Below are 24,972 nucleotides of genomic sequence, written 5' to 3' on the forward strand. Positions count from 1 at the left end.
GTTCGTCCTGAGCTTGTCGAAGGAAGCTCGCACCACGGGCACTTCCGTTGGTCGTCGAAAGGCTTAATCAGAGCTTCCTGAACCTATTTACCTGATGTGATAAAAACATGACTAAAACCATCCGTGTCGAACGAAAAAGCGGCGAGGCGCTGATTGATTATATTCCCGAATTGGCACGATTAAGAATCGAAGTGTTCCGGGATTTTCCTTATTTGTACGATGGTACGCTGGATTATGAGAAAAAATACCTACAGACTTACATTGACCACCCTGAAAGCGTGATTGTGCTGGCTTTTGACGGCGATAAGATTGTCGGCGCGTCTACCGCCATCCCGATGAAGTATGAAACGGACGAACTGAAAAAGCCGTTTCTTGATAATGGATATGATTTAAGTGAAGTGTTTTATTGCAGTGAATCCGTGCTGAATAAGGCTTACCGTGGTTTGGGTTTAGGTGTCCGGTTCTTCGAGGAACGGGAAGCCCATGCGGAGGAGTTAGGCGGCTTTAAGCATATTACTTTTTGTTGCGTCGAGCGTCCGGTCGATCACCCAAGACGACCTGTAGATTACATTCCATTGGACAAATTCTGGAATAAGCGGGGTTATGTCAAGCATCCTGAACTGAAAACCACTTATCTCTGGAAAGATTTGGATGATGAAGATGAGACCGCAAAACCAATGACATTCTGGCTGAAACATGAAAGTTAAAGTCGCATCAGCCCAATACGACATCAGCTTTCTGGAAAGTTGGCAGGATTACCGGAACAAAACCGAACGTTGGGTTGCTGAGGCGGCACAGCAAGATGCACGGATATTGCTGTTTCCAGAATACGCCAGCATGGAGCTGGCTTCCTTATTCGGCAAAGCGGTTTATTCATCTTTAAGTAAGCAGCTCGCCTCTATGCAGTCAGTGCATGAGGATTATCTTGGCTTGTTCAAGACTTTGGCGCAGCAGCATGGGTGCATTATCCAGTCAGGTAGCTTTCCGGTAGAAATCGAGACTGGCATTTATCATAATCGTGCGTATCTTTTTATGCCGGATGGCAAAGTTGATTACCAGGATAAGCTGATGATGACACGCTTTGAAAACGAGCAATGGTTTATTAAAGGCGGCTCGGAACTAAAATGCTTTGACACCGAGTACGGCAAAATCGCGATTAACATTTGTTATGACAGCGAATTCCCCCTGCTGGCGAGAAAGCAGGTGGAAATGGGTGCAAACCTGATCCTGGTACCCAGTTGCACCGATACCTTGGCTGGGTATCATCGCGTCAAAATCGGTTGTCAAGCCAGGGCGTTGGAAAACCAGTGTTACGTCGTGCAATCTTGCCTGGTCGGCAATGCGCCTTGGTCAGAAGCGGTTGATGTCAATATCGGTGCGGCGGGAATTTATACTCCCGTTGATCGCGGTTTCCCTGATAACGGAGTGCTGGTTGCTGGCGAATTGAATGCGGTGCAATGGGTGTACGGTGAGATCTCGCTAGATTCGTGCGAGGTGGTGCGAGAGCAAGGTCAAGTTTTTAATTACCGAGATTGGTCTTTGCAAAACACCTTGGTTTAATTCAAGGCTGGGTTCAGGTACGAAACTCAGCGTTTTCATATGGGTAGCTGGGTTTATCGAAGAACGCAGGATAATCGGCAAGCTATTGATTCTGCTAATGCTTCGACAGGGACTCCTTGACTGAATCCACTTCCAACAATTTTAAAAAATCCTCAGCGGGTATCGGGCGGCTGAATAAAAATCCCTGGAATAGGTGGCATTGATGCTGTTCCAGAAATTCAAATTGGGCATCGTTTTCAATGCCTTCGGCGACTGTCTCCATGCCCAGGCCATTGGCGAGGGCAAGAATAGACTTAACGATAGCCCGGCTGCTCTCCTCCGATTCAAGATGGCGAACGAACGATTGGTCGATCTTAAGGACATCGAGCGGCAGTTCTTTAAGATAGGATAGGGACGAAAAACCAGTCCCGAAATCGTCCATAGACAGACTAAGCCCAAGGCTTTTAAGGTCGTGCATTCGCTCAATGCAGGTCTTGGGATCTCCGATAGCCACGGATTCTGTTAGTTCCAGCTCAATAAAGTGAGGGTTCACCCCCGTTTTGGAGAGTATTTCCGCAACCTTATCTACCAGTTCAGGACGCTTAAACTCAATGCCCGAAAGGTTGACAGAAACGCGCACAGGCCCCAAGCCTCGGTCGTGGCACGCTTTGACCCACAAGCACGTCTGCTCAAGAACCCATTGCCCAATCTCGACGATCAGGCCAGTTTGCTCCGCCAGAGGGATGAATTTCGCCGGCGATATTATTCCCATTTCGGCATGTTGCCAGCGGACTAATGCCTCCGCCCCAACGATTCGTCGATTCAAATCAACCTTGGGCTGGTAGTAGACCCGAAGCTCTTCCCTGGCAATCGCACCACGCAGTTCCTGTTCCAGTTTGATGTTTTCCAGTGCAGCCGCATTCAGTTCGGGAGAATAAAATCGAAAATTGGCGCGACCTTCGTCCTTGGCGTGGTACATGGCGGCATCCGCATTCTTGAGCAAATCCTGGGCGTTGTCGGCATCACTGGGGAATACGGCGATCCCTAGGCTTGCCGAGAAAGTCATGGGATGGCCTGCAACCACCAAGGTTTGGTTAAGGGAGGCCAGAATTTTTTCGGCGATGCTGCTCACCAGCGACATCGGGTTATGGTGGTTATGGAGATCGGTAATGACGATGACGAATTCGTCCCCGCCAATCCTGACGACCAAGTCGGTTTCCCTGACGCAATTGACAAAAATCCGCGAAACCAGTGTCAGGAGTTCGTCGCCTGCCGTGTGTCCTAAAGAGTCATTGACAGTCTTGAAGCGATCCAAGTCGATAAAAAACACGGCAAGCTGGGTGCCGTCGCGCTTGGCGCGAGCCAACTCCTGTGCCAAGCGATCATTGAGGACTAACCGATTGGGTAGCCCTGTCAGGGAGTCATAGTGCGCTTGCTGGTAAAGTTTCTCTTCCCATGCGGCATTGGAGAGGGCAACGGCGATGCGGTCACCAAAATTTCTCGCCGCACTGCGTGACTCCGGTGGGATAGGGTTGGGTGCTTGATAGCCAAGGCAAATCATCGACGATAATGTTCCGTTCACAACAATCGGAATAATCAAGAACCGCCAACTGTCCATATCCCCGAAGATTTGAAGGTAAGCCGACAACTTCCCATCAGTGCTGGTCTCGATCACATCATTTTGCAATGCAAGCAAGTCCAGGACATCTTGCATGTTCAGTTTAATTGGCCCGGTCTTGATTTCGGTGTCCTGTCCGGTTCGCCGGGTATGGATGTCGCTCACATGGTAAGTCTCGGGGTCAATCTTGGCGATGGAAATCAAGTCGCAAAACAGGATGCTGGGCAGGCGGCTCAAGGCGGTTTCGATTATGTCATCGGCGTTTAACGATGACAGGATATGGCGGTCGATTTCCGCCATAGTGGACAGGATATCGAATTGGCTACGCAGGCGACGGGTCATTTCGTTAAACGAGTCGGCCAACGCTTCAAATTCATCTCGGCTGTCGATGTTCACGCGGCTGCTAAAATCGCCGTCTGCAATCCTGATGGTCGCAGCCTTCAAGCGTTCGAGCGGGGTTAAATACTTTGTTATCAACTTAGTGCTTAAATAGGCTACGATAAGAACAGTAAGCAAGATAACTGGCGGATAAAAGCGCTAAATTGCTGGATGGCTGCGAAAGCCAATGTTTCTGGTTGCGCTAAAATGATGGTCAGGTCGGAAGCGGAAAAATGATCCTTGACAGGGACGGTTCTAAAATTGCCCACATAGATTGTGTCCGCATGTAACCAGGAGAAATGCCCACTGTTGGTTTGCGGGAACTTAACGATGACCTCGGACGGGAACTTGAAACTTGGATCCGAAGCAAACATCAATCGGGCAGATTCATCTATTACCCATAGTTGATTTGGTTCGATATTTTCTACATCCCAGATGAGTTCAGGTTTCAGGCTACCCACCAATAGCCCATTTTCTGGATGGTTTTCGACGAGATTGACGACCATCCATAGCCGCTCATTTCTTGTCCCCTCTTCTATTATCGGCCTTATGAGCGTCTTGCTTGAGCCGATCTCTTGGGCTTCCTGTTGCGTTAGGTTGGGGAAAAACTCGGCCTTTCCAAGCAACGATTTTTTTTCACCATCAATGGTAATGACCGCTACATTGTCGAATTGCCCCAGAAGACTTTGTTGATGATCTAACGTAATCTGGTTTCCGCCTTTGCCCGATTTCTTAATGGTTATCGCCACCAGGCGTAGGGAACTTTCTGCTAGGTTTAGGCGCTCGATAAGCCCCATACCATAGCTTTTACAACTTTTATGTAAGGACTTGACGGTTTGTGCGCGGAGTTGTTCGCCAACCTGCTGGTATGAGAGCAGCCCAAGTACCCCAATGGGAATCAACGCCGCCAGAATGAACGAAACCAAGATACGGCGTGCCACCTTATTGTCGAACAAAGATAGTTTCCGCACCATTGGTTAAGTTTATTCAGAAATCAGAGGCGAGTCCGACAAAAGCACCATCATGGGCTAGGACGATATCATCCACACTTTCCTTATTATCAAGTTGTGACTTTGAAAGGCCATCCTTACCCTTGCTGTACAAGTCGTATAACGTGTTGATTGGGTTTTCTTTATGGTCTCTCCGTTTTTTGTCATCGCCTTTGTCTTCACCTTTGGGTTTATCTTTGCCTTTGAGCTTATCTTCCTCGATAAGGTTAAGATATACATACGCTTTCCCCCAGGGGTCTATGCCGCTGTTCGGCAGGCAGGAAGCAATCTCAGTTATTGTTGGCGGATAACTGAAATTCACCGTGTAAAACCGTTCAATACAGGCTTGAATGGCATAGATTTCGGAAATGGCGGTCGTATTCTTAGCTTTGTCTATATATCCGTTGTAGATAGGCACGGCAATTGCTGTCAACACTGCAATAATTGCTATGGCGAACAGGAGTTCCAATAGCGTAAATCCGTAGCCGCCAGAGTTTTTTCTATGTACTTGCTGAGAGACCTTATTGTTCACCCTCGTAGCGGCTTGTGTCCTGCCTTTCAGGAGCAGGGTTTGTCCACAATCTTGGGGTTTGTATACCCAAAAAACGCACTCACGCACATCAAGAAACCACTTTAATATCAAGCGAGCCTGATTACCACATTGAGAGAAAATAGGGCTAGTCCCAGACATACTGCTTACAAAACGTGTAAAATTCAAAAATAATGAACAGTTCATATTTCATTTAGACAATCCCCTTTACTAATATTGCTGTGTCGATTAAAACCGTTAAACTCTATTCATAGACTTAATGGTCTAAGGAAGATAAATTCAGTCCCAATGGTAGTATAGCGTGTTGTAGCCAAGTATTCTGTGGACTGTATCTCAAAACTTAACGAAATAGGTTAACCAATGGGTCAACACCTTTTGGGACAAATTTTCGGTTCAATATGACAATAGCTGATTAACAAAACACCTTTATTTTCATGGCAATTTACAAACGATTGGCTGATAAGCAAGTAGATATTTTCAGGAGAGCCTTGTCGTACCATGAATGACATCAACTTGTTTTAATTGAAGATTGCCTCAAACGAATAACCATTTACCTCCAGAATTTCTTTTAACCGTTTTAAGCCATCCATTTGGATTTGTCTAACGCGTTCTCTGGTTACGTTCAATTCCTGAGCGACTTCTTCCAGGGTTGAATCTTCATATCCGCACAGACCGTAGCGGCGACAGATGACTTCGCGCTGCTTTTCCGGTAATTGAAATACCCAGGTAGCCACATTTTGCTTCATTCCGTCTTCTTGTAGTTGCTCCGCTGGTGATGCACTTTCCCTATCAGATAAGGAATCAACTAGTGGCTGGTCAAAATCCTTACCACCGGGAATGTCGATAGAGGTCACCCGCTCGTTCAGCTTGAGCATTTTTTCGACTTTGCTGACGGGCTTGTCCAAATGCCGCGCAACATCTTCGGCGCTGGGTTCGTAATCCAGCACTTGTGCCAATTGACGCTGGACTTTGAGGTAAGTGTTCATTTCTTTGACGATATGAATTGGCAGACGTATCGTTCGCGTCTGGTTCATGATGGCTCGTTCTATAGTCTGGCGTATCCACCAGGTCGCGTACGTTGAAAAACGAAAGCCACGCTCTGGGTCAAATTTCTCGACCGCGCGGATCAAGCCCAGGTTGCCTTCTTCAATCAAGTCTAATAGCGGCAATCCTCTGTTGAGATAGCGTCTGGAAATTTTTACGACTAAGCGTAAATTGCTTTCAATCATGATTTTACGGGCTTCGCGGTCACCTTTAAGAACGCGTTTACCGTAAAATTTTTCTTGATCGGCGGTGAGTAATTGTGAGCGGCTCAGTTCGTTTAAATAAACCCGTGTGGCATCAAAGCCGCTGTCACTTCTTGCTTGTAGTAGGGTTGCATCAACAGCAGTCGGCTTATCAATAACAAAATCTTCTACATCAAGATCTTCCTCAATAGGCAGATCATCCTCAAAGAGGATGCAAATATCTTCATCGGTGGGTTCAAATATTTCTTCGTTCATATTAATTCCCAGATTAGTCTGTCTAATCGAAAGCGGTGCTAGTGTTTCGGCATTAATGTTAGTGGGTTGATTGGTATACCATTTTTTCTAATTTCAAAATGTAATGCTGCTTTCTTTAATCCTGTTGAACCAACTTGTCCAATTGTTTGACCTTTTTCTACGCGTTGCCCTTCCTTGACGTAAAGCTTACTGTTATTGGCATAAGCACTTAAATAGGTTTCGTTATGTTTAATAATCACCAAATTTCCGAAACCTGCTAGTCCCTGTCCACAATAAACCGCTTTTCCTGCCTCAGCGGCTTTAACCGCTTGTCCAGCCTTTCCGGTAATATCAATCCCTTTATTATCGGTTTGAGAAAAATTTCTGGAAATTCTACCCTTTATTGGCAATTGAAAGTTTAACTTTAACACCTTTTTATTATCAATTGAAATAATTGATGTTTTTTCTTTATTATTTTTCGATATTAATAGATTTTTGTCAACAGGTGGCGCATTTTTCTTGGTATTTTTTGATAAAGGAATTTTGTCAGCGTTTGAAAGAATGGACTGCTTTTTGGATTGATCGCTTGCTTGTTGGTCGATTTTCGGGGTTTTCTGTTGCTTTGGCGGTAACTTTTTATCAACATCAGAATTTTTGGTACTTAACAGCGGTTGGGTTTTTTGTTTTATGGCTGGCACTGTCGTATGGTTCTGAGCAAGCTTGTGTTGTTGACCATCCAAACCACCTTTTGCTGTTTTTTGCGATTTATCGGTATTATTTAGTGGATTACTGGACACTCTTTTGCGGAGATAATAACCATTATTCGGCTCAATAGCTTGGTTAACGGTTTTTACTGGGGCGTAATTGGGTGGTTGGGAGCAGGCCGTTAGCAACATAAGTACTAACCCTATCGTTAACGTGATAGGTTTTGAAGTTTGAAAAATCATGGCAGGTGTTATTTATTCAGTAAAATTTTCTTTGCCAAATTTATTTTGGCAGCCAGATAATCTGAGCCACCACGATCAGGATGAATTTTTTGCATGAGTTTACGGTGTGCGGCAACAATTTCCTGCTCTGGTGCTCCCGGTTTTAGCCCTAATACTTCATAAGCTTCTTCTTTTGCCATCGTCCCTTTAGGATTGACCCTACCACCTTGCTGACCTGATGATTGCTGCTGCTTGGCTGCGGTAAATTCCAGCCATAAGCGGTGTAAATAAGGCGCATAACGTAGCAGGGTTGGCAACATTCGCACGGCAAAAGCGACGGCGATACCAAGCAATGCAAACACCCCGTTTAAGTGACCGGTTGCACCCAGAAAAATGAACGCACCGCCAATTAAGGAAAATCCCAAAATTCTGACAATACGCGCCACAAACGCTGGCGATGCTTTTTTAAAAGACCGTAAAGCGTAAAATGCAATAATGATCAACAACAAAACCAGGTAAATTCGAATCACACTATTCTCCGGCACTGAGCCGTTTGAGGCTGTTATTTCTTAGCTGCAGCTTAAATAATACCTTAGAATACCGTTACTAACGAAACTTGCACCTTTTTATTTAATGGCTCTGATGACATTAAAAAACGCTACGATTCCCATTTTAGGCTTTGCCGCTTTTAGTGGAACAGGAAAAACCACATTGTTGACGCAGCTCATCCCGATTTTAAAGCAGGAAGGTTTGCGTATTGGCTTAATCAAACACAGCCACCATAATTTTCAAATAGACCAACCCGGTAAGGACAGTTTCCGTTTGCGCGAGGCAGGTGCCTCTCCCGTCATGCTGGTATCTACGCATAGACGGGCAATCATCACGGAATTTCAAGCTGTAACTGAACCCGTGCTGGACGAGCAGTTATTGGCATTCGACCAGTCAGGGCTGGATTTGATCTTGGTTGAAGGTTTCAAGGCAACACAGTTCCCTAAGATCGAACTGCACAGGCCGTCGCTTAACAACCCATTGCTTTACCTTAACGACCCCAGCATTATTGCGGTTGCCAGCGATACTCCGTTAGAAATGCCCTCAACATTGGTGCAACTAGACCTCAACCATCTTGAGATGATTGCAAAATTTATTACTCGACGATTTATGGGACTAACATGATTGATCCGTGCAGCCTTGAACCGTCACCGTTATTAAGCATTGATGACGCACTGGAAAGAATCAAGTCCGCGATACAGCTGGTCATGGCTTCGGAACGGGTGGTGTTAAAAAACTCCCTGGGGCGCGTTTTGGCAGAAGATATTTTTTCACCTATCAATATTCCTTACGACAGGAATTCTGCAATGGATGGTTATGCCTTATCCAGCAAGGATATTGATGCCAACCAACCGTTTACGCTCACTTTGGTGGGTATTTCGTGGGCAGGCAAGCCATTTCAAGGATCGTTGCAAGCAGGGCAATGTGTGCGGATTTTTACGGGGGCTGTGTTGCCGGATGAAACCGATTCCGTGGTTATTCAAGAACAGGTTAGCGCGGATGGGGGAAACATCACATTTCCGGCAACTATTGCGGCATATCAGAACATCAGGGCAGCGGGTGAAGATATTGCTCAAGGTGGCTTACTCTGCCCGGGTCAAAAAAAACTATCGCCTGCCGACATAGGCTTACTGGCTGCCGCCGGAATCTATGATGTTCCTGTGAGGCGCAAACTGAACATTGCCGTCTTTTCTACGGGCGACGAATTGATGGGAATTGGTCAACAGCCCCAAATAGGAAAAATCTACGACAGCAACCGTTATGCGTTGGCTGCACTACTGGCTGACCCTTGCCACAACGCAGTGGATATGGGCGCAATACCCGATGACAGGCAGTTGCTTGAGGATACACTTAAGCAAGCGGCTGAATGCAATGACGTGATTATCACCACGGGCGGTGCTTCAGTCGGGGATGCTGATTATGTCAAAGATATTTTGGAAAATTGCGGCAAGGTCAATTTCTGGAAAATTGCCATCAAGCCCGGCAAGCCGCTGGCTTTCGGTAAAATCGGGTCGTGTTATTTTTTTGGTCTGCCCGGTAATCCGGTTTCGGTGATGGTCACTTATCAACAAATTGTTGCTCCAGCACTTAAACAACTTTCTGGCGCGTTGGCAAACAAGCCGTTACGATTATTGGCAACCTGCACTACAACCCTGAAAAAAGCCCCAGGCCGCCAGGAATTTCAGCGCGGCATCCTCACCCAAAATACTGACGGCAATTTTTTTGTGGCTTCAACCGGACAACAAGGCTCACATATCCTCAGCTCCATGAGCCGGAGCAATTGCTATATTATCCTGTCCGCCGAGTGTAAGGGCGCATCTAGTGGTGAACAAGTGTTGGTTGAGCCGTTTAGTGTGCATATTTAAGGAAGCCATAGGATTCACCGTGAACGGAATCGACAAGACCCCTGCTGAGAGTGTCGCAGGACTCACTACGAGTGGAATTAACACAAGCCGTTCGTCCTTATATCTTGATTCTGGAACTTAAAACACCATCAAAACAAATCCACCGGGTCTACGTCCAAACTCCAGCGGATTTTTTTGACGTGAGTGATGCTGTCGATGTTGGCGATGAGTTCGTTCAAGCATTTTTGCAGGTCGCTGCGTTTGTTGCTTTGGAATAGGAGTTGGTAGCGGAACAGTCCGGCGCGTTTTTCCATGGGCGCGGAAACAGGTCCCAGTATTTGGGTGTGGTCTGTTTTGTAGGTTTTGGCTATTGTGGCGGCGGCTTGCAAGAAAGCCAACGGCAGGTTTGGATTGCCTGCTTGCGCCCTGAGTAGGGCGTGGTAACTAAATGGCGGTAATGCTGCTTCTTTGCGTTCTGCCAAGGCGATTTGGGCAAAATGGCTATAACCTTCTCTGATAAGGGTATTGAGTAGGGTGTGGTCGGGATGGCGGGTTTGCAGGATGACTTTGCCGGGTTTTTCGGCACGTCCGGCACGGCCTGAGACCTGAATTATCATTTGCGCCAGCCGTTCCGTCGCGTGGTAGTCGATACTGAACAGGCCGCTATCGACATCGACAATCGCCACCAAGGTGACATTTGGGAAATGATGGCCTTTGGCGAGCATTTGGGTGCCGAGGATGATGTTGGCTTCACCGTTATTGATTTGGGTAAGGTAGCGTTCCAGTGAGCCTTTGCGTTGGGTGGTGTCGCGGTCGAGTCGAACCAGTGCTTTGTCGGGAAATAAGTCGCGTAGCGCGTCTTCAATTCGTTCTGTTCCCAAGCCCAAAGGGGTCAATTCGCCCGTTTTGCAAGCAGGGCAGGTGGGCAGTAATCGTTGTTCCCTTCCGCAGTGGTGGCAGCGCAGCAAGTTCTCATAGTTGTGGATAACCATATTGGCATCGCAATGGCGGCATCGTGCTACCCAGCCACAACCATGACAAATCAGGGTGGGTGCAAAGCCACGGCGATTCAGAAAGATTAAAACTTGCTCGCCGATTTCAAGAATCTTTCGGATTTCGCTAACTAAGGTCTCAGAAAGTCCGTGATGCAACTTTTTGTTTCGGATGTCCAACAAGTGCAGCGTTGGCTCTACCGCATTACCAGCGCGTTGTGACAGGATAAGGTGCTGGTAGCGCTGTTGATTGGCATTATGTGAGCTTTCCAGCGATGGCGTGGCGGAACCAAGCAGCACCGGAATATTCAGCAATTTGCCGCGCATGATGGCAACATCACGGGCAGAAAACCGGAAGCCTTCTTGTTGCTTGAATGAAGCATCATGCTCTTCATCCAGGATAATCAAGCCCGGTTTTTTCAATGGTGTAAACAAAGCAGAACGTGTACCCAAAAGGATCGCGCTGCTGCCCTGCTGCATGTTAAGCCATGCCGTGTGCCGTTGCTTATCGGTCAGGTTTGAGTGCGATAAGGTCATTGCCACCGAAAATCGTTGCCGGAAGCGTTGTTCTAATTGCGGAGTCAGGTTGATTTCCGGTACTAAAACCAGCACTTGCTGCCCACGTTCCAGCACGGTTTGGATAACCTGCATGTAGACTTCGGTTTTACCGCTGCCGGTGATGCCTTCCAGTAAAAATACCGCAAACTTTCCCAAGCTATTAATGACAGCGGTTATGGCTGCTTGCTGTTCTGTGTTGAGTTGCAGATTGCTTGCGTTGTCGTGGATGGTTTCGTCGGGTGTTTTTATAGCTCGTACATTTCCGGCTGTGTGTTGCGAAATATAGAATTTTTCGGAAAGTGTTTGTGTGAGCAGGCTTTTTGCTAATAGGGCTTTTACCGCAGGTCGCCAGTTTTTGTCCCAGTCGGTAAGTTCGGTTTCGGTCAAGTTGGCTGGGTAATGGCTTTGAAAATATCCCAATACCGCTTGTTGCTTGGCAGATCGCTTGAGTTGCTCACTGGTCGCCGCCTTGCCCAGTTCAGTCAAGGCATAGCATTGTTGTGGTTGTATTCTAGCCACCTTACCTTGGCGCAAGCTGACGGGAAATGCTGCATTGAACACTTCACCCAATGGATGATGGTAATAATCGCTTGCCCAATGCAATAAATGGATGTCTTTTGCAGACAACAAAGGCTTATCATCCAGAATGCGTACGATGGGTTTTAGCTTTTCAAGCGCAATCTCACTATGTTGGCTAACTTCAATCAGGAAAGCGATTTTTTTGCCAGTGCCAAACGGCACTTCAAGCCGCATCCCGGAAGCAAGACTGTGTACATCAACATCGGTAGGCGCGAGATAATCAAACAGTCGGTAGAGCGGAACGGCTATCGCCACTCTTAGAATTAGGCGGGATGTTGCATCCGGCAACTTAGGCATTGTGCTTTAATAGAAAGTTACGTTGTTGAGCTAAGTTATTCTAAGCCTTAAGGTAATTTAAGTTACCCACAAAAACTGTGGATAACTTTGTTGATAAACTCTTTTGATAGCCCCTTAGTAACGGTTTTTATTACAGTTTTGTTACATTGCACAGTTATTGTTCGCAATATATTGCTATTAACTATCAATCGCTTACAAAAAATAAATGCACTTTAACGGTGCGGGTTTATTTTTTTATTAATTTACTTGCTATTGTGGATTACAGCAGGTATCTCGGACAAATCAGCACGATCTATGCTTCCTAATAATTGGCTGGGCAGAAAGCTGGCTAAGGATTTCGGCTGGGGTTTGATGAACTTGATGGTCATCCGGTCACTTTCGCCGATAGCCAGGTATTTATCCCTATCTTTGTCTTTAAGTTTCAACGTGGGCGGTAGTGTCCAGACTCCTTCGGGGTAGTTTTTGGTGTCTTTGGGATTGGCATTGATTTCTGACTTTGCCAGGAACTCAAAACCAGCATTTCTAGCGAGGGCGATAACATAATCTTCGCTCACATACCCCGACAATGCTTTGGGATCTTGCTGCTTAATTGATGCGCCTCTGTGTTCAACAACACCAAGAATGCCGCCCGGTTTTAAGGCTTTAAACATTGCACTGAAAACCGCAGTCGCCTGGTCGTTTTTCATCCAGTTATGGACGTTACGAAAAGTTAATACCCTATCCGCAGAACCATCAGGCGCAATTTGCACTTCTTTAGGTGGCTGTAATACGGTGATTTCAAGCTTATCGTACAATTTGGGTTGTTTATGGACTTTGTCGAGAAAAACGCTCAGGCTTTTTTTAAAGTAAGCTTCTGGATTATCAGGTGAAAAATGCGCGGCATACAACTTGCCTTTGTCCCTAAGATAGGAAGCCAAGATTTCGGTATACCAACCTTCACCGGGCGATATTTCCACCACCGTCATGTCTTCTTTGACATCAAAAAACGCCAGTGTTTGTTCTGGGTGGCGATACTGATCCCTGTGTTTGTGTTCTGCTGATCGGTGTTTGCCGTTGATAGCTTGCTGCAATGCGGTCGGTTTCGGTTTATCGGCTGCTGTTGATAAGAAAGATGTGGATAAGAAGGGAATTGCTACCAGTAACGCCAACAGAGGTTTGTTCATAATTATGTTGTCTCGATTAAGGCTGGATTGTAAAAATAATGGAAAGGAAATTTATTTCTTAATCAACTCTATTTTCTCTTGATAATTCCAGTATTGCAAAATACTTACCGTTGCCAATATTAAAAAAGCAAATAATGTCCACGTGGGCATACTTAAGTCCATGAAAGTCCAATTCACTTTCGCGCAATCGCCCGTTCCGCTTAGTAATAGCTTGAGGGTTTCTGTGAAGGGAAAGTTATTTAACACATAATCTAGCCCTGGACCACATTCGGGCACTTGGTCGGGCGGTAGGTGTTGTATCCATATATGACGTATAGAAACCGCTCCGCCACACAGCGCAAGTACCGCACCCAAAATGGCATAACGCCGTGTGCCGGTTTGCCCTGGATTATGCAAGGCCGCGCATAGAAAGCACAAGCCCGTCAAAAAGATAGCAATGCGTTGAGAAATACATAATGGGCAAGGTTCCAGCTTCATAATTAGCTGGAAATAATAGCCCGCAGCCAGCAACCCCACACATGCCCAAAAACCTAAAAAAAACCAGGATTGCGAATTTAACTTTAACAGCCTTAACATGCCTAACATTCCTTGAAAAACTTAACTTTGATGACTCGCACTGAAAACAATAAGGTCATTTTAATTCTGAGATCTGCTAGCAACCTCATATAACTGGACAGATTGTATAACGTCCCAGAATAGTTTGTCTCTTTACCTGCTTGATTGTTTCCATACATTACGTCAGCCCATCAATCATTGAAGAGTACATACCGTGTGCAAAAAGCCGTATGGCAGTCGTTCAAGCAATGCAGCAGATGAGAAAACCTGCCAAAATTTCTTTGACTGCGCGGGTGTTGCTGCACAATATAAATTGTATCAATCATCGACAGATTGGATTTTTGACGTACTTTAGCACAGTGAGTCGTGAAGAATGTGCTTGAGATTTTCAGGTCTGACCCTATATTGGGTAGAATACACTTACTTTCCCAATAATTGATACAACATGAAAACAACAAAAATAGGTTTTATTGGTGGCGGCAATATGGCAGCAAGTCTAGTAAATGGTCTCGTCGCCAGCGGTCATGAGCCTAAGCAGCTTTGGGTATCGGATATTAATCCAGACACTTTGACTAGCTTATCCGCACATTTGGGCGTTAATGTGACGCACCTCAATCAGGAAGTCATTGCTGCCGTCGATGTCGTGGTGTTAGCGGTTAAGCCGCAAATTTTGGCGCAAGTTGCCAAGGAAATCTGCCCTTGTCTGCACCCCAATCAAATGGTCGTGTCGATTGCTGCGGGGATTACCATCACCAGTTTGACCAAATGGCTGTGCCCTGAAACGCCTATCGTACGCTGTATGCCCAACACTCCCGCTCTGGTGTTGACGGGGGCAACCGCTTTATATGCCAACGATAAGGTCAGCCCTGAGCAGCGCGATTTGGCGGAAACCATCTTACGTGCTGTAGGCATTGCACTCTGGGTTGATGATGAAAGTGAACTGGATGCGGTAACGGCAGTTTCCGGTAGCGGCCCTGCGTATTATTTTCTGCTGATGGAAGCAATGGAAAAAGTCGCCGTCGAATTGGGCTTAAGCGAGGCGACCGCCCGCTTACTGATTCAACAAACTGCGTTGGGCGCAGCTAAAATAGCGTTGGAATCGTCAGAATCGCCAGGCGAGTTACGCAAACGTGTCACTTCCCCAGGTGGCACGACTCAGCAAGCAATAGAAACTCTTGAACGCGGTGGTTTTACCGAACTCGTCGCACAAGCCCTACATGCGGCAAGAGACCGCTCAATTGAAATGTCCAAACAAATGGAAGCTAACACATGAATGCAAACTATATGACCGATCCGGCCATTTTTATCATCGACTCGGTATTTTCGCTGTATATCTTAGCGGTCATGCTGCGCTTCCTGTTGCAATGGAGTCGCGCCGAGTTTTATAACCCGATCTCCCAGTTCCTGGTCAAGATCACCCACCCGATCTTGAAAATTTTGCGACGCTATATCCCGCCAGTGGGCAAAATAGACACATCTTCTATCGTTTTAGCACTCAGTTTGCAGATGTTGGCGGATTATTTGATATTAATGCTAAAAGGTTTTGGCATCGGTATTGGCGCATTAGCCCTGTTATCTTTTGGCAATTTGGTTTCCTTGTTGATTAACGTGTTTATTTACGCGGTCTTTGCTAGAGCAATCTTAAGCTGGTTAAATCCAGGCAGTTTTAATGCAACGGCATCCATCTTGCATAGCCTGACAGAACCTTTGTTGGACACTTGCCGCAAATTCATCCCTGATTTTGGCGGTATAGACCTGTCACCTTTAGCCGCATTGCTGCTATTGCAGCTTGCCAAGATGGTAATTTTACCGCCAATACATCAATTAGCTAGTCTAATCAGTTGATTTTAAAGCGCAAAAATACCTATTTGCAATAAGGCATTGAAGCAATCTCTAGCCATAGTAGAAGATGTTGAAAATTACCCTAGTTAAGGCACTAATTTGATATAAAATTAGCCATACCTGACATATAATCGTTTGACTTTATTGGATTTGAATCTGCCTTTTATGACCATGAGCATTAGATTAACAACTGTTATTATGGCTTGTTTCCTCGGCTTGTTTTCCGGTCAGCTTGTACATGCTAATAAGATGTATAAATGGGTGGATGAAAAAGGTAACACCTATTTTTCTGACCAAGTACCGCCAAAACATTCACAACTTCGTCGAGAAACTCTAAGCAAGCAGGGACGGGTAGTTGAAATCACTGATAAGGCGAAAACCAGGTCTGAAGAAGCTCTTGATCATTTGCTGGCAGCTCTGAAACAGGCGCAGGAAAAGGTCATTAACCAACAGATGTACCATGATAAAGCGCTACGAGTGACTTACAACAAACTAGAGGACTTGCAAAACAGCTACAATGCCAAGCTGCAAGAGCTGGAAACGGAACAAAAGCTAACCATCAGCAATTTAAAACGCTTGGATAACCAGTTGGAAACCCAACATCGGCAAGCGGCTACCCATGAGAGAAATGGTGAAAAAATTCCGCAACAGTTGCTGAACGAAATTAAGGTAACTGAAAAAGAAAGCCAGCTCACTTACGTTAAAATCAGCCAACACATCGAAAAAAAGAATAAGGTGGTCGAACAATTCAATTCCGATATTGCCCGTTATAAGCAATTAACCCAGTCGGCTGAACAGCAAAGAATGGCGAAACAGAAGGAAGAAATCCGAGCAGCCAATGAGTTAGGCGTTTACGTGTGTGAGAATGATGCAGATTGTGAAAAAGCCTGGAAAATTGCGGGTGACTTTATTAGCAAACATTCCACATCGTCCAATAGCACCCAGCCTGAAATTGATTCTTCCAAGTTGATTATGGGGCGAACACCCGACACGGATAATGATTTGAGTTTGGCCATTTCCAAAATTGATCTGGGTGATAGGAAACAGAAGCTTTTCCTGGACATCCGCTGCCGTGACTCATCTATTGGCGTTGAATTATGCGCGAGCAAGAAAGTTCAGGATATAAGAGTTGCTTTCAAACGCTATTTGGAAACCAGTTTAGCTGATTAGTTGGCTTACAAACTGTTCAAGACTATCGACTCAGCAACAACGTACCAACACCCTGGTTGGTGAACAACTCCAGCAATACCGCGTGTTCCACCCTGCCATCAATAATATGTACTCGACTTACACCGCCCTTGATGGCATCAGTAGCACAGCGGGTTTTGGGGATCATACCACCTGAAATAGTGCCATCAGCAATCAAATTATCGACATCTTTCAGGGTTAACCCAGTCAATAACTCGCCTTGCTTATCAAGAATACCGGGGGTGTTAGTCAACAGAATCAGCTTCTCGGCCTTCAATATTTCGGCGACTTTTCCCGCGACCAGATCGGCATTGATATTGTAAGATTGCCCGTCTTCACCTACACCTATCGGTGCAATAACGGGAATAAAGTCGCTACCACCCAGCATATTGACAACCGCAGGGTCGATGCTGGCGACTTCTCCAACATGCCCTAAGTCAATGATTTCCGGTTGTTCAATATCCGGCGTATTTCGTGATTCAATAAGAAGTTTTTTGGCGCGGATAAAATCGCCGTCTTTGCCAGTCAGACCGACCGCCTTACCGCCATTTTTGTTGATAAGGCTGACGATTTCTTTATTAACCAGACCACCTAACACCATTTCTACCACATCCATTGTCTCGCTGTCGGTCACTCTCATACCATCGACAAAATCTGAGGTTTTACCGAGTTTTGTTAGCAATTGACCGATTTGAGGTCCACCACCATGAACAACAATCGGATTCAATCCAACCGACTTCATCAACACAATATCCCTTGCAAAGCTGTTTTTAAGGGCTTCGTCAACCATAGCATTGCCGCCGAATTTGACGACTACTGTCTTGCCCTTAAAGCGTTGGATGTAGGGTAATGCTTCAATTAATACTTCAGCAGTCAGTTGCGGTGTTCTTTGTTCCATTGTGCTAATTGGTGTGGTCTTGAGAATGCTAAAAAGGTAATTTGATGCCCGGTTTTACCTCACGCATGAGATCTCGAAATTGCGCTTGAATATTTTCCAAATCGACTTTAGTATCAGCTTCAAAGCGGATAACCAGCGAGGGTGTTGTGTTAGATGCTCGCACCAATCCCCACCCATTTTCAAAATCAATCCGCATACCGTCAATATCGGTAATTTTTCCACCCGTGAATTTCGCGGTAGCGAACAGGCTTTCGATGAACTTGACATTTTCACCTTCAGCTAACTCAACGTTTAGCTCCGGTGTATTGATGCTATCGGGGAATTCGGCAAACACATCCGAGCTCGTTCGGTGATCTTCAGACAGTATTTGCAACAGTCGTGCCGCCGAATATAAAGCATCATCAAAACCATACCAGCGGTCGTTAAAGAAAATATGTCCGCTCATTTCACCCGCTAATTTTGCGCCAGTTTCTTTAAGTTTGGCTTTCATAAAAGAATGCCCGGTTTTCCACATCAGGGGCTTGCCGCCGTATTTGACAATCTGATCCGGCAAATGTCGGCTGCACTTTACATCATAAATAATTTCCGATCCTGGTTTGCCAGCCAGCACATCTTTGGCAAACAACATCATTTGTCGATCCGGCCAGATAATTTTGCCTTTTGAATCGACTACACCTAATCTGTCGCCATCGCCATCGAATGCTAATCCCAAGTCGGCTTTATAGTGGGTGACTGCGGCGATTAATTCAGCCAAGTTTTCAGGCTTGCTGGGATCTGGATGGTGGTTGGGGAATGTGCCATCTATATCGCAGAACAGTTCAATGACCTCACACCCCAATGCTCTCATGAGTAAAGGTCCGAGCTCACCAGCGACACCATTACCGCAATCCAGGACGATTTTCAGGGCGCGTGTGACCTGAATATCCTCGCAGACAGTGCCTATATACTCATTCACAAACATGCCGTTGTGTTCTATCGAGCCTTCACCTGATGCAAACGCTTTATTATCAATGCGTTGCTTAAGTTGCTGTATTCTTTCTCCAGCCAAGGTCTCGCCCTTGATCATCATCTTTAAGCCGTTATAATCAGCTGGATTATGACTGCCGGTAATCATAACGCCTGTACGACCATCAGTGTGATGCGCTACAAAATACAATACCGGTGTAGGTACCATACCTACATCCAGGACATTGCAGCCCGTTGCGATAATGCCTTGAGACAACGCATTTGCGAATTCAGGACTTGATATTCTGCCATCTCGACCAACAACCACGGTTTTACAACCTAATTCTTTGGATTCCGACCCCAAAGCTCTACCTATGTCGTAGACGATTTCTTTAGTTAGGGTTTTGCCAACGATGCCGCGAATGTCGTAAGCCCTGAAAATTACCGAATTCTGGTCGGACTTTTTGGAGGACTCTGGTTTGTTTTCGATGATCTCTGGTGTAGATACTACCGGAATTTCGGGAATAGCCTCTTGTTCTATAACTTCGATGCCTGAGCTTGTTATAGTTTGTGTCGAAGGTGCATGACCCAGATTTTTTTGTGCTGTTGGCTCAGGATGACCAAGTTCATGAAAATAACCTTCCAATTCAAAATCATCATCAACCCCAGAAATAGCACTAAGCCCCTGATGTTCAACTTCTTTTTTAAGCCTGGCCATTGATGAAATAACAACATCCACACCCGTCAAACTGACTGGATAACTACCTTGCGGTTTGTCCCCCAATATATCTTTGAATGCTTTTACAATCCAATCCAGATCTTGCGCCAAGCGTACAGAAAATTGTCGATTAGCAATAAAAAAAGCCGCCAACGCGAACAAAGCTGGAATGATGATAAACCCGAAAGTGACGATAGATTGCCCAAAACTGCCACTATGGGGATCTCTATAATGCAGATCCCAACTAGTCCCTGCAACATTGATTTTATTGAGGTTTTCGTCGTCAGATTGGCTCTTTTCGCCAATACTATATAATGACAGCTTATCTTGCCGAAGCTCCATATAGCCATTTTTAATCGCCGCATCCTGTAAAGTTTGATTAATAAAATCAAAGCTTAAGCTCGCCAAAATAACGCCCACGGTTTGGTCGCCCTGCATAATTCGTCGGGTTATGGCGAGATGCCTATCTGGACCAACATCGCCCTGAATAGCAGGTAGCGGATTATCCTGAAATGTTGCTTTAACCATATCGAGATCACCGTAACCCATGCGGGGCACGTTGACTTCGTCTAATTCGATTACGCCAACGGGTAATAATCTGATTTTCCTGGCAGCGGGAAAATATTTTTCAATCTGTGCTGCCATCGCGCTTAAAGAGCCAGGGTTGCTACTGGTAGCTGCCGCGATGACATCGGGATCTTGTGCCATTTTGTCTAATGCGCCGTCGAGCAGTTTTATTTGGTCACTAAGTGATTGCACGACCCCTTTAGCAGCAGCAAGTGCTGCGTCTTCTTTTGCTTGCGTCACTACCATTTTAGATGACAGATAAACGCCAGTTCCCGCTATCAAAATCATAAGGATGGCAATAAATGTCAATATCGAGAACAGTCGTTCCATTTTTACCTCTATCAAAGTGTCTGGCTAGTGAGGACTTGCTTGTTTTAGCCGCTCAGGCAGATTTTCAAAGCCTTTGGACTGCTCAAATATAATACTGTGTCCTTAGAAACAACAGCTTATCATGTTCCAAGGTCTCTCTGTGGTTTTCACATTTCAAACCACTTGTCGTTTACGACCCGTTTAAATTGTGCCAATGTTGAGATAAGGCTACGCGTTTCACCTAGTTTAACCGGATAATCGCCTAATGGCTTTTCTGTCAAAATATCTTTAAATGCCTTAGTAAGCCAGGACATGTCTTGCACAAATAAATCAGACAGCTTCCGGTAGCCCATGACAAAACCTAATGTCACCACCAAAGCCGGTATTAAAACCACAGCAAACATCAGTGAAAATTCAATTACGCCAGATGAACTGCTGTTGTCGTAATAAAGTTCCCATTCGGTATTTGGCACTTTAACTGGATCATTATCAAGGTCTTCTGCATCGACTTTTTCACCTGTGGATGCCAACACCAGCTTATCTTGCCTTAACTCGATATAGCCTTTTTCTATTGGAGTTGCGGACAGTATTCTACCAATAAAATCAAAACTCACACCTGCCAAAACCACGCCTACGACCGCGTTATTTTGCATGATTTTGCGGGCAATAGCCAGATGTCTATCTGCACCCATATCGCCCTGAACGGCAGTTGGTTGGTTTTTTTCAAAGGTTTTTCTGACAATATCAAGATCGGCAAAACTCATCCCTGTGGTGGTCGATTTGCTGGGGTCTCTAGCTTCTGGCAATACGAATTTTATGGACAAGATGCCTGGGAAATGTTCGCTGAGTCTTTTTTCAGCATTTGCCAACAATTTAGGATTATTTTGGGCAACTGCATTGATAATTTCAGGATCTTGCGCCATTTTATCTAAAATGCTGTCAAGCAGACTTACCTGTTCAGACAGCGTAATAGCTACGCCCTTGGTGGTCGCAGAAACCGCGTCCACTTTTGATTGCGAGATAAATATATTGGATAAGATAAAAGCCCCAGAACCCGCAAATATAACCATTAAGACACAAATCAATGCTAATGTGGCAACTAACCGTTCCATTAATAACCCTCTACCAAAAAAATCATTTAAAGCCGACCCGTATGACCGAAACCACCCTCTGCACGGGTGCTTTCATCAAAATCTTTCACTTGCTCCAGCTCGACTTGCACGACTGGCACAAACACCATTTGGGCAATCCGCTCGCCGATGTTGATGGTGAACGCGGTATTACCGCGATTCCAGCAGGACACAAAAAGCTGACCTTGGTAATCGGAGTCGATCAAACCCACCAAATTACCTAGGACGATGCCGTGTTTATGACCTAAACCTGATCTTGGCAAGATGATGGCGGCAACATGAGGATCGCCTATATGGATAGCAAGACCCGTCGGAATTAGCAGAGTTTCTCCTGGTTTCAATTCCGTTGCTTCCGTCAAGCAAGCCCTCAAATCCAATCCGGCGGAACCGGATGTGGCATATTCCGGTAAGGGAATTTCGTTACCGATGCGGCTGTCCAGAATTTTAAATTCTATTTTTTTCATTAAATCTTGTTGCAATTAGGTTGATAAGCAGTTTAGCCAATGGGTTTTTATCCATCATCGCAAAGGATGCGTGGCCGTTATCCCAGAATACTTCCAAGGCATTTTGTTCGCTATCGAAACCGCCTTGTTCCTGACCTACCCAGTTGGCGGCGATCATATCGACATTCTTTTTACGCAGTTTTTCTTGTGCATAAGCATGAAGATCATTGGTTTCCGCCGCAAAACCGACGGTAAACGGTGCATTAGGTAATCGCGCGACCTCGGCTAATATATCTTTCGTTTGATGCAAAATTAGGCTGGTTTGCTCGGTATGTTTCTTGATTTTGGCTGTTTCCATCGCGACTGGACTGTAATCGGCAACAGCGGCTGCGCCTATGTAAATATCGTTGTTACCCGCATGGGAAAGCACCGCAGTATACATTTGCGCGGCAGTTTCTATCTGCACAAGTTCAAGATTAGTCGGTGCAGCTAAATTAACTGACCCACTTACCAAAGTTACATTTGCCCCAGCCTGCAATGCGGCACGGGCAAGTGCGTAGCCCATTTTTCCAGAACTTCGATTGGTGATGTAACGCACGGGATCAATGTATTCCCGCGTTGGACCTGCGCTGATTAACACCTTAACACCCTGTAGAACGCCCGTTTTTGACTCCGCCAATAAGTGTCGACATATTTCAGCAGGTTCTGCCATGCGCCCATAACCCGTCTCGCCACAAGCTTGATCGCCAGCATTCGGGCCAATAAAGCTGATTCCATAACTTTCCAGTTTTCGGATATTGTCTTGGGTTATCGTCTTATTCCACATCGCTTGATTCATGGCAGGAGTCATAAAAATAGGGCAAGTGGCAGCCAGGAATAAGGTAGATACTAAATCATCCGCCAAACCGTGTGCGCATTTCGCAATCGTGTTTGCGGTAGCGGGAGCAATAATTACAACATCTGCCCAACGCGCCAGATTGATATGCCCCATCGCATTTTCTTCATCAATATCAAGCAATTCCGTATGCACCGGATTACCCGATAAGGCTTGGAAAGTCAAAGGACTGACAAATTCCCGTGCGGAATGGGTCATCACTACCCGCACGTCACAGCCTTGTTTGCGTAATAATCTGACTAATTCAGCAGACTTATAGGCAGCGATTCCGCCGCAAATAGCCAATAAAACGTGTTTTTTAATGGGAGTTTCCAAATTTTTTACGGTCACAACGTAATGGCAAGTATAGACAAATTCTTCTATGCTTAAGTTTTATTTGCTGGAATTGTGATGGCTATCAAAGATTGGCCTGCGGATGACAGGCCACGGGAAAAACTGTTAAGGCGTGGACCCAGTGCGTTGACGGATGCTGAACTGCTCGCCATATTTTTACGAACCGGCACAACGGGGAAGTCGGCGGTCGATTTGGCTCGTGAGTTACTCGATCATTTCGGCTCGTTGAAAGCCTTGCTCAGTGCTGATCAACACCAGTTTTGCCTAGGTCACGGCCTAGGAGAAGCCAAATATACCCAGTTACAGGCCGTATTGGAAATGGCAAAACGCCATTTTAAAGAGTCATTGCAACGCGGCGATGTCTTAAGCAGCCCAGACATTACCCGCGCTTACCTCAGTGCTCAATTGCGCGGCTATAATTATGAAGTGTTTGCTTGTTTGTTTCTCGACAACCAAAACCGCGTCATCGAATTGAACGAACTATTCCGTGGCACAATAGACGCTGCTAGCGTTTATCCCAGGGAAGTTGCCAAACTGGCGTTGCACCACAATGCCGCTGCCGTCATTTTTGCCCATAACCACCCTTCCGGCATTGCTGAACCCAGCCCAGCCGACAAGTACATCACCGATAAACTCAGACAAGGCTTGGCGTTGTTTGATATTAGGGTATTGGATCATTTCATTATTGGTGATGGAGAACCGTATTCGTTTGCCGAGCATGGTTTGATTTGATTGCTTTGATTGACTCAGCTTCCCGTCAAAACAGCTTCTGCTTCTCGATATTTAGCGGCACAATGCGCCAGCACTTCCGGCGGCAAATGCGGCCCAGGCGCGGTTTTGTCCCAATCCAGGGTTTCCAGGTAATCGCGGACATACTGTTTGTCGAAGCTGGGTGGGCTGATGCCAACCTGGTACTGGTCTGCCGGCCAGAACCGCGATGAATCCGGCGTTAATACTTCATCGATCACATGTAGCACGCCTTCCTCATCGACACCGAACTCAAATTTGGTATCAGCAATGATAATGCCGCGTTCTCTGGCGTATTCAGCGGCTTCTTTGTAGAGCTTTAAACTGGTGTCGCGCACTTGTTCTGCCAGATTTTGCCCCAATAATACGACTGTTTGTTCAAAAGAAACATTTTCATCATGCTGGTCTGCCGCAGCTTTGGTGGAGGGCGTGTAGATAGCTTCCGGCAATTGCTGTGCTTGCTGCAAGCCTTTAGCCAAGGCAATACCGCACACAGCACCGGAGTTAAGGTAATCTTTCCAGCCAGAACCGATAAGATAACCGCGTACTATGGCCTCAACGGGCAAGGGTTTCAGCAATTTCACTACGGTGGCACGACCTTCAATTTGTGCGCGTTCGGCGGCATCAGGCACAATGTCGGATAAGGGAATCGTAGCCAAATGATTAGGTATGATATGGCTTAGCTTGTCAAACCAGAAGTTAGAAATACGGGTTAACATCAGCCCTTTACCAGGGATTGGGTCTGGCAAGATAACGTCAAACGCGGACAGCCTGTCTGTTGCTACGATCAGCATGTGGTGGTCGTCAACATGGTAAATATCCCGTACTTTACCCCGCGCACGCAGTGTTAATGATGGTAAGTTTGATTGAAACAGCGCTTCTGGAGCGTTCATGAAACCTCAATTAATTAGTAGTGTTGTGAACTTTAAGCAAGATAGA

At 45.8% G+C, this 24,972-nt stretch carries 23 protein-coding genes; 8 read left to right on the forward strand and 15 right to left on the reverse strand.

Annotation, left to right across the window (positions count from 1 at the left end; genetic code table 11):
* The first annotated feature begins 107 nt into the window (after positions 1–107).
* Together AC1YY3_RS02135 and AC1YY3_RS02140 are read left to right on the forward strand one after the other, a co-directional pair.
* Complete coding sequence (locus AC1YY3_RS02135) at positions 108–707, forward strand: GNAT family N-acetyltransferase (protein ID WP_481822914.1); 600 nt, start codon at positions 108–110, stop codon at positions 705–707.
* Entirely contained in the window at positions 697–1,560 is an 864-nt protein-coding gene (locus tag AC1YY3_RS02140) for a carbon-nitrogen hydrolase family protein (protein ID WP_481822913.1), read from the forward strand. Before AC1YY3_RS02135 ends, AC1YY3_RS02140 begins: the two co-directional genes overlap by 11 nt.
* A gap of 94 nt (positions 1,561–1,654) precedes the next feature.
* On the opposite strand, the gene AC1YY3_RS02145 is transcribed toward AC1YY3_RS02140, so the two are convergent.
* The 6 genes from AC1YY3_RS02145 to AC1YY3_RS02170 form a co-directional block, all read right to left on the reverse strand.
* Complete coding sequence (locus AC1YY3_RS02145; protein WP_482194284.1) at positions 1,655–3,673, reverse strand: bifunctional diguanylate cyclase/phosphodiesterase; 2,019 nt, start codon at positions 3,671–3,673, stop codon at positions 1,655–1,657.
* On the reverse strand, positions 3,652–4,509 hold the full coding sequence (locus AC1YY3_RS02150; protein WP_481822911.1) for a hypothetical protein: 858 nt from the start codon (positions 4,507–4,509) through the stop codon (positions 3,652–3,654). The genes AC1YY3_RS02145 and AC1YY3_RS02150 overlap by 22 nt, the downstream gene beginning before the upstream one ends.
* A gap of 13 nt (positions 4,510–4,522) precedes the next feature.
* Complete coding sequence (locus AC1YY3_RS02155; RefSeq protein WP_481822910.1) at positions 4,523–5,215, reverse strand: prepilin-type N-terminal cleavage/methylation domain-containing protein; 693 nt, start codon at positions 5,213–5,215, stop codon at positions 4,523–4,525.
* Positions 5,216–5,592: 377 nt separating this feature from the next.
* On the reverse strand, positions 5,593–6,576 hold the full coding sequence (gene rpoS / locus AC1YY3_RS02160; protein WP_481822909.1) for an RNA polymerase sigma factor RpoS: 984 nt from the start codon (positions 6,574–6,576) through the stop codon (positions 5,593–5,595).
* Positions 6,577–6,614: 38 nt separating this feature from the next.
* On the reverse strand, positions 6,615–7,502 hold the full coding sequence (locus AC1YY3_RS02165; protein ID WP_481822908.1) for a M23 family metallopeptidase: 888 nt from the start codon (positions 7,500–7,502) through the stop codon (positions 6,615–6,617).
* An 8-nt stretch (positions 7,503–7,510) separates the two neighbouring features.
* Positions 7,511–8,011: a DnaJ domain-containing protein gene (locus AC1YY3_RS02170; protein WP_481822907.1), complete on the reverse strand. Its 501-nt coding sequence runs from the start codon at positions 8,009–8,011 to the stop codon at positions 7,511–7,513.
* 112 nt (positions 8,012–8,123) lie between these two features.
* Between AC1YY3_RS02170 and mobB the strand changes: the two genes are divergently transcribed.
* Positions 8,124–8,654, forward strand: a complete 531-nt coding sequence (gene mobB / locus AC1YY3_RS02175; RefSeq protein WP_481822906.1) for a molybdopterin-guanine dinucleotide biosynthesis protein B — start codon at positions 8,124–8,126, stop codon at positions 8,652–8,654.
* Positions 8,651–9,895: a molybdopterin molybdotransferase MoeA gene (gene moeA, locus AC1YY3_RS02180; protein WP_481822905.1), complete on the forward strand. Its 1,245-nt coding sequence runs from the start codon at positions 8,651–8,653 to the stop codon at positions 9,893–9,895. Before mobB ends, moeA begins: the two co-directional genes overlap by 4 nt.
* A gap of 128 nt (positions 9,896–10,023) precedes the next feature.
* Here the strand turns inward: moeA and AC1YY3_RS02185 are convergent, their stop codons facing one another.
* The 3 genes from AC1YY3_RS02185 to AC1YY3_RS02195 form a co-directional block, all read right to left on the reverse strand.
* Entirely contained in the window at positions 10,024–12,300 is a 2,277-nt protein-coding gene (locus AC1YY3_RS02185; protein ID WP_482194285.1) for a primosomal protein N', read from the reverse strand.
* A gap of 242 nt (positions 12,301–12,542) precedes the next feature.
* On the reverse strand, positions 12,543–13,463 hold the full coding sequence (locus AC1YY3_RS02190; protein WP_481822903.1) for a class I SAM-dependent methyltransferase: 921 nt from the start codon (positions 13,461–13,463) through the stop codon (positions 12,543–12,545).
* A gap of 51 nt (positions 13,464–13,514) precedes the next feature.
* Positions 13,515–14,039 carry a disulfide bond formation protein B gene (locus AC1YY3_RS02195; protein ID WP_481822902.1) on the reverse strand — a complete coding sequence of 175 codons (525 nt, stop codon included), beginning with the start codon at positions 14,037–14,039 and terminating at the stop codon, positions 13,515–13,517.
* A 424-nt stretch (positions 14,040–14,463) separates the two neighbouring features.
* Between AC1YY3_RS02195 and proC the strand changes: the two genes are divergently transcribed.
* The 3 genes from proC to AC1YY3_RS02210 all read left to right on the forward strand — a co-directional run bounded on the left by proC (position 14,464) and on the right by AC1YY3_RS02210 (position 17,030).
* Positions 14,464–15,291 carry a pyrroline-5-carboxylate reductase gene (proC, locus tag AC1YY3_RS02200; protein WP_481822901.1) on the forward strand — a complete coding sequence of 276 codons (828 nt, stop codon included), beginning with the start codon at positions 14,464–14,466 and terminating at the stop codon, positions 15,289–15,291.
* A complete protein-coding gene (locus AC1YY3_RS02205; protein ID WP_481822900.1) occupies positions 15,288–15,863 on the forward strand; it encodes a YggT family protein in 576 nt (191 codons plus the stop codon). Before proC ends, AC1YY3_RS02205 begins: the two co-directional genes overlap by 4 nt.
* 168 nt (positions 15,864–16,031) lie before the next feature.
* Entirely contained in the window at positions 16,032–17,030 is a 999-nt protein-coding gene (locus tag AC1YY3_RS02210) for a DUF4124 domain-containing protein (protein WP_482194286.1), read from the forward strand.
* 22 nt (positions 17,031–17,052) lie between these two features.
* On the opposite strand, the gene argB is transcribed toward AC1YY3_RS02210, so the two are convergent.
* The 5 genes from argB to coaBC form a co-directional block, all read right to left on the reverse strand.
* Positions 17,053–17,946 (reverse strand): acetylglutamate kinase, encoded by an 894-nt coding sequence (gene argB / locus AC1YY3_RS02215; RefSeq protein ID WP_481822898.1) that lies wholly within the window; start codon positions 17,944–17,946, stop codon positions 17,053–17,055.
* Positions 17,947–17,974: 28 nt separating this feature from the next.
* Positions 17,975–20,506 (reverse strand): phosphomannomutase/phosphoglucomutase, encoded by a 2,532-nt coding sequence (locus AC1YY3_RS02220; RefSeq protein WP_481822897.1) that lies wholly within the window; start codon positions 20,504–20,506, stop codon positions 17,975–17,977.
* 146 nt (positions 20,507–20,652) lie between these two features.
* Positions 20,653–21,597: a hypothetical protein gene (locus AC1YY3_RS02225; protein WP_481822896.1), complete on the reverse strand. Its 945-nt coding sequence runs from the start codon at positions 21,595–21,597 to the stop codon at positions 20,653–20,655.
* 26 nt (positions 21,598–21,623) lie between these two features.
* Positions 21,624–22,079, reverse strand: coding sequence for a dUTP diphosphatase (gene dut / locus AC1YY3_RS02230; RefSeq protein ID WP_481822895.1), 456 nt, complete (start codon positions 22,077–22,079; stop codon positions 21,624–21,626).
* The gene (gene coaBC / locus AC1YY3_RS02235; RefSeq protein ID WP_481822894.1) at positions 22,060–23,283 is read right to left on the reverse strand and encodes a bifunctional phosphopantothenoylcysteine decarboxylase/phosphopantothenate--cysteine ligase CoaBC; all 1,224 of its coding nucleotides are present in this window, start codon (positions 23,281–23,283) and stop codon (positions 22,060–22,062) included. Before coaBC ends, dut begins: the two co-directional genes overlap by 20 nt.
* A 60-nt stretch (positions 23,284–23,343) precedes the next feature.
* On the opposite strand from coaBC, the gene radC reads away from it, so the two are divergent.
* Positions 23,344–24,018 (forward strand): RadC family protein, encoded by a 675-nt coding sequence (radC, locus tag AC1YY3_RS02240; RefSeq protein ID WP_481822893.1) that lies wholly within the window; start codon positions 23,344–23,346, stop codon positions 24,016–24,018.
* A 14-nt stretch (positions 24,019–24,032) separates the two neighbouring features.
* On the opposite strand, the gene AC1YY3_RS02245 is transcribed toward radC, so the two are convergent.
* Positions 24,033–24,926, reverse strand: a complete 894-nt coding sequence (locus tag AC1YY3_RS02245) for a phosphoribosylaminoimidazolesuccinocarboxamide synthase (RefSeq protein ID WP_481822892.1) — start codon at positions 24,924–24,926, stop codon at positions 24,033–24,035.
* Positions 24,927–24,972: the final 46 nt, after the last annotated feature.

It is taken from the genome of Methyloglobulus sp. (genome assembly GCF_964779595.1).